Genomic DNA, 5808 nt, shown 5'->3' with positions numbered 1-5808 from the left:
GAAAGCCTTCAGGTCATGCCTGAAGGGAATAAGGGATATACCCTTCTTTTTCTATAGATGTGTTACTGTCTTTGGTTAGGCAGCGGCATCTGCCCGCCACGGACAATCCCCCTTGGGCCACAAGAAGTTGTTCCAATTGTGTATAAGTATTATCCTCAGAACAAAGCTATTGCAAAACTTATAATTGGATGCAGCTTGTTTGATCCTAAATCTGTCCTTGATCTTCTTTCCAAAGACAAGGACCTTGCAATTGATGTCTTAGCGGCTGATAAGCCATACTATAATATGGAAGATGTGGCAATCATGGAGCAGATTATAAAAGGCTTCGAGGAACTTCCTGACATCGCTACGCATACCAAAGGAAAGCTTGGACTCTTTGGGAAGGAAACCGACATTATTATATGTCCCTATGGTCATAAATATTTACCAGAGAATAATTGCTGTCCTACGTGTGGAACTGATGTTCGAGGACTTACTATTGATGACAGAGAAATAGTAGAGAACTTCAAAACCAAGGTTCAAGTTATCAAGAAAGAACTAAGCGGAAACTAAGGGTTCACTTGTTGGTTTTGGGCAATATCTTTTGCTTCGCAGCATTAAAAGCTGCGAAGCAGAAGGTGTTGATTATAGAATTATCAAAAAATGGGGTCAAACTTCTCATGGCTGGATTGCATAAAATGTTAGTACCGCTTGTTTTGTCCACCCATAGGAATAGGCCACGCCTTTAAGCTATTGGTAGTAGAGGTAGGATAAATTTTATTACCATTTTCAACTCTAATCCTATTTTGCTTCTTATTGTTCTCTTCTTTTCTATATTCTCTTGTATCTATGGTTCTACTTTTTCCGAGTGCCTGCTTTATCTTTTCTGTTTCTTTAGCTAATATATATGCTTCTTTCTTTTCTCTCAGTCTTTGTCGAAGTTCAGCTTTTTTCTTTTTTTTCGCTTGCCACTCTATTCGGCGATCGAAGTTTCTTGCTGCCTTAGAGATTTTTTTTGATTGCTCGTCACCATTGTTAGCGAATGAGTAATCCACCAGTTTCAAATTATTTCTGTCTACCTCGCCAATGGAGTCCTCTTTAGAATAGGATTTGCGAATTTCATTCAACGCTTGCTTTGACTTATCAGAGAGAAAATCAGCTAATTTCATAGAATTATGTTAGTAAAGAAAGAATGTTGATAATGACTAATAACTTGGCATTAAAGCCTTGTTACATCATGTTGGACTCAATAGCTCTTTACGCCACCCCTATCAGCTCAATGTCGAAGATGAGTGTGGAACCGCCGGGGATGCCGGGCTGAGAGAACTTGCCATAACCCATCTCTGCCGGGATGTATAGCTCCCACTCATCACCGACGTGCATCTGCTGCAGGGCAATGATCCAACCATCTATCAGGTCGCTCAGTCGCATGGCTATCGGCGTGCCGCCACGACTGCTATCGAACTTCTTGCCGTCGATGGTCCAGCCGGTGTAGTGAACGGTGACGATGCTCCGTCTCTGGGGCTGTGCATCATTAGGGCTACCCTCCTTCAACACTTTATAATAGATGCCTTTGGGAAGGGCTTTCACACCCTCCTCCTTGGCTTTGTTCTCCAACCACTTGCGGTTGGCTATGATGTATTCGCGCTTGGACATATTCTGGGGTTTTATTTGCTTGCTATGGAAAATCTTGTTTTGTTACTTCTTTAAATAACATTCCAATGCTATCAAATATTTGAAGAATTGCGTAGTGAAATTTCGTAGGTACTTATCTTATAACAACCCTTTTCTTCAAGAACTTCTTTAATTGGCGTTAGTTCTTTTCCATCATAATATGCATAATGTATGTTGGTCGAAGTGATTGGAGTCACTTTTTTCTGTCCATTAGATTTTCCAAAATTGTTCGTCGAAAAGTAATATCTTCCATCCTTACTTAACAATGCTTTCTTTTTCCTCATCTTATTGATATTCCCCATTGGTGTGTGAATAGGATTGATGAAAACATCTGTTGTCTTTTCGACCTCATTAAACATTGATGCCATATTAGGTTCATCCTCAAAGCGGAAGTAAGGTTTATTTTGATTCTTTTGTCTATTTGCAATGATATTAATCTCACCACATTGCAGAATAGTGAATCTTATGCCATCTATAATGATTTTTCTTCTCTCGGGCATCTCCTTAAGCAGTCGTTCGGCTAGCATGGAGTCATTTTTGATTTCCTTAGAAGAAGCGAATATCTGACTTGAGAACATATCTTCAATTATGCCATCATGGATATAGAACAGAGAGTTACTTAGTTCCATAAAACTATTTCTCTCATAATCTTTAATCTCAATTATTGCTCGTGTATGATTGTTAGTGATTGACTTTTTCAAAGCCCGTACATATTTCAAATTCAGTAGTGTATGTCCACTGAACAAAATTAAGTCCGCATTGCTGTTATTGAAGATTTCCGTAGTCATCTCCAGTCGCTTTTTCCATGTGGAAGATACATTAAAGGCAACTAATTGAATTATCATATAGCTGAATAATATAGTTAATGTTATAGTTCTGTTATGTTATGCTTTGTCCTCCAACCACTTGCGGTTGGCGATGATGTATTCGCGCTTAGACATTATTACAGTGTTGTAAGTCTTGTGTTCTTTTATTCCAAGGCTTGTTAGGGAATGCGCCCTTTTCCCAACCTCTCACATATTGCTTGTTGACGTAGAAACAATAGGGCTTATTGTAGAACTCTGTAGTATGAGTATCGTCTATACCACTGCGTAAAGCTTGACATATGTAGTCATTAGGAAGTACGTCCTTCAGATTTGGCATTATCCCATCAATATTCTTCTTTTCTATGATAGGAAGCATAAACTTCACGGCATCTGCGTCTCCATCACATGGCAGATAGTCGAACAGGGCATCGCTGCAATTCCATGGACCTACGATGAAGGAATCCATATCTGCAGGATCATTATTTGGAGTGAGTTTTCTCAGGGTACGAATAAGAATGCCTCCATAAGAAGATTTTTTAGAGTAATCTTCTTCCTGATTCTTTTTTGCATCTTCCCATCTCTGGCGCAACTTGCTTATATCTCCATCACTTATATCTCCATCATCTTTAATAATGTCGCTCTTTAGCGTGATGTCTACGCCACTAGGGTGTAAAAACCAGTTCCTGGCTTCTGACTTACGGGGATATACACTTAAATCACGATGATTGGGTGAATACCAATAGAACTCAATCTCTACCATCTGAAAGATGTCATCACCTTTCTTGATTACAAACTCGCTCATTAGCTTAGTGGCAACGTCTTTAAATACGTTGTCAAGCTCTTCTTCTTTTGTTTCTGGTTTTATTTCCGCCAGCAGAGTTGCTAATTCTTCCATAAATTCTTTAGTTTATGGTTTGCTTGCAAATTTACGAATAATTATTGAAATATGTTCCATGTAGCGCAATGAATTGCACCTCCACGTCGAACAAGTGGCAGAACGTTGATGGTTTCTATCGGTTTAGATGTTATCTTTGACAGTTGGTCTACCGCCTCATTGTCATCGTCAACTCCCAACCTTGGAACCAAAATAACATTGTTTGTCTCTACAAAGTTGACGTAGCACCAGGAGCGCTTATGGATAGTTTTTTTGAAAGAATACTTCAGTTCTTTGACTTCAAATCCTGCTTTATTCAGTCGCTTGTGGATTTGACAAGCAATATCTTTGTCAAAGTCACTGTAGTTAGTCATAATGACAATGCCATTTAGAAAGTTTATGATACCATCAGAATGACCGTACATTTCTTTTTTATCCCATGGCAGCCACAAGACTTCACGATGGAAACAGTCTCGGATGATCGCTTCAATCTGTGCCTGACTATATTTGCTGTTCTCAACCATGACTTTCTCTGTCATCGCCACATACTTGTTGCCTAACTTGACTACGTTACCGCCGTCAATCACAAGTCCCAACGGCTTGGCAGTCTTTCCCAATGTGTCTTCTACAAAATGCTCAGATGTTACAAGGTACTTGCTGTAACGCTTAGATGACAGAAGATAGTCGGGGGTATATTGATACTCCAAGAAACAGTCTTCTGTCAATTGGATGGGCATATAATCCCTTACCCAAATATTGTCTTTCGACCCGCAGAAAGCAACTCGTATGTCATGCTTGCCACACTTTGTCCTAATCTCCTCCACTATCTCTGGAAAGAGACCGGGAGACAGCAATATCTCATTGCTGTCTGATTCTGTTATATTCTTCATGTCCAATAAATAAAATGAATAATTTCTATGGACCAATGTATTAAAAGGATTTGGACTTTCCAAATCTTTTGCCTACTTTTTTCATTTCTTGTAGAATTCCTGTATCTCGGCAATCATATCCTTCACCTCATGGTTCACTTTCAGGAAGTTGGCATAGAGGATGCGCTCACGCGCCTCGACGGAAGGGAAGTTGTAGAACTTCGGCAAGGGATATTGGGCATAGTCCTTCTCCTCCATGGCAATCTCGGCCATGTTGAAGTCGGTCTTGCAGAAGAACTTGCTGGTTTCTATCATCAAAGGCATCGTCGGGAAGGGAGCTGACTATCTTATTACGCTGAAAGCCAACCAGAAAGCAGCGAGATGGTCGGTAGAGGACACAGTGCCTACGCTGCATTCTAACGACGAATGGAAGTCAGAGTGGGAACTTGCGCACGGAAGACTGTACCAACGCCGCTGCCGTGTGTATTCAGACATATCCGGCATCAAGGCACTTGAAAAATTCCTCAATGTCAAGGCTGTGGTTACCATAGACACACATACGATTGAAAAGAAAAGCAGAACGGAACAAAACCAGACGAGGTACTACATAACCAGTTTGGAAGAAGGGGCACAGACGTTAGACCGAATCAGCCGCATGCATTGGGGAATCGAGAACAATCTGCATTGGACGCAGGGTGCAAGAATGAGCCAGGACAGCACAAAGAGAAAAGAAACAAAGTCGGCCAACAACTTAGACTCGATCCAGAAACTTGTTTATATCATTTACACCATAGCCTCCAAAAAGCACCTGCCAGAGGCAATCAGAGAGAAAAGAACTCTTGAAAGTCAAGTTCTCAGCCATTGCATCTTACGCCAAGAACAGCTTGGCCTATGCTATTTCTCTTCTTAGTCTGTAGATGTCGTTAATTTTGAGGGATATATAATAACTCCTAAGCTACATCCGGTTTGGGTAGGGGATGCTTTACCCATTGGCTATCAGACCTTTATCGTAAATAGCATTTATGCGGAAAAACGGGAGTTAAGCAATAATCATGCCATGTCAGTCAAAATTTAAATGAAAGAACCGTAGTGACGCATGAATTATTTTCCTTAATATATTTGCTTAAATCGTTTTTTTTAACTAAGTTTGCATCTATATAAACTGAATATCTTTAATCGTAAACCATTTAGAAGAATAACTCTCTAAACCAATAGAATTATGAAGAAAAAACTAGTCAATGAGTATTTGGGCATCATTCTAACTGCTATGATAGCCGTTATGGTGTGTGCATCATGCTCTAAGCCACAAGAAGGAAAGATTGAATACATACCTTTCCAAGAGACGAAGGATGGTAATTGGGGAATGATTTCTATGGACGGTAAAGTCTTGTTCAAAGATGAATTTAAGACAAAACCGACCGTGGTTCGAGATGGCAGATTCTTTGCCAGAACGAAGGAGGGTATTTGGGAAATGTACGACGCTAGGCCCAAGGGGGATTGTCCGTGGCGGACGGATGCCGCTGCCTAACCAAAGACAGTAACACATCTATAGAAAAAGAAGGGTATATCCCTTATTCCCTTCAGGCATGACCTGAAGGCTTTCATC

The 5808-nt window shown here is 40.4% G+C and carries 8 protein-coding genes and 1 pseudogene; 3 read left to right on the top strand and 6 right to left on the bottom strand.

Features of this window, described 5'->3' with window-relative positions:
• The first annotated feature begins 138 nt into the window (after positions 1–138).
• On the top strand, positions 139–552 hold the full coding sequence (locus NG346_RS14195) for a hypothetical protein (protein WP_262288899.1): 414 nt from the start codon (positions 139–141) through the stop codon (positions 550–552).
• 128 nt (positions 553–680) lie between these two features.
• Here the strand turns inward: NG346_RS14195 and NG346_RS14190 are convergent, their stop codons facing one another.
• From NG346_RS14190 to NG346_RS14165, 6 genes and pseudogenes are all read right to left on the bottom strand, one after another.
• A complete protein-coding gene (locus NG346_RS14190; protein WP_262288898.1) occupies positions 681–1148 on the bottom strand; it encodes a metallophosphoesterase family protein in 468 nt (155 codons plus the stop codon).
• Between the two features lie 88 nt (positions 1149–1236).
• The gene (locus NG346_RS14185; protein WP_262288897.1) at positions 1237–1635 is read right to left on the bottom strand and encodes an FKBP-type peptidyl-prolyl cis-trans isomerase; all 399 of its coding nucleotides are present in this window, start codon (positions 1633–1635) and stop codon (positions 1237–1239) included.
• Positions 1636–1706: 71 nt separating this feature from the next.
• Positions 1707–2441 carry a hypothetical protein gene (locus NG346_RS14180; RefSeq protein WP_262288896.1) on the bottom strand — a complete coding sequence of 245 codons (735 nt, stop codon included), beginning with the start codon at positions 2439–2441 and terminating at the stop codon, positions 1707–1709.
• Positions 2442–2586: 145 nt separating this feature from the next.
• Complete coding sequence (locus tag NG346_RS14175) at positions 2587–3354, bottom strand: hypothetical protein (protein ID WP_262281109.1); 768 nt, start codon at positions 3352–3354, stop codon at positions 2587–2589.
• A gap of 41 nt (positions 3355–3395) precedes the next feature.
• On the bottom strand, positions 3396–4223 hold the full coding sequence (locus NG346_RS14170) for an agmatine deiminase family protein (protein WP_262281108.1): 828 nt from the start codon (positions 4221–4223) through the stop codon (positions 3396–3398).
• Positions 4224–4304: 81 nt separating this feature from the next.
• Positions 4305–4511 (bottom strand): annotated as a pseudogene (locus NG346_RS14165) (hypothetical protein); the annotation flags it as partial.
• On the opposite strand from NG346_RS14165, the gene NG346_RS14160 reads away from it, so the two are divergent.
• Together NG346_RS14160 and NG346_RS14155 are read left to right on the top strand one after the other, a co-directional pair.
• Positions 4459–5112: an ISAs1 family transposase gene (locus NG346_RS14160; RefSeq protein WP_449727801.1), complete on the top strand. Its 654-nt coding sequence runs from the start codon at positions 4459–4461 to the stop codon at positions 5110–5112. The pseudogene NG346_RS14165 and the gene NG346_RS14160 sit on opposite strands and share 53 nt — an antisense overlap.
• A 309-nt stretch (positions 5113–5421) precedes the next feature.
• Complete coding sequence (locus tag NG346_RS14155; protein WP_262288895.1) at positions 5422–5730, top strand: hypothetical protein; 309 nt, start codon at positions 5422–5424, stop codon at positions 5728–5730.
• The last annotated feature ends 78 nt before the right edge of the window (positions 5731–5808 follow it).

Source organism: Hallella absiana (genome assembly GCF_025457485.1).
GTDB lineage: Bacteria > Bacteroidota > Bacteroidia > Bacteroidales > Bacteroidaceae > Prevotella > Prevotella absiana.
The sequence above is the reverse complement of the archived record's forward strand: the minus strand, read 5'-3'. Positions and strand labels throughout refer to the sequence as shown.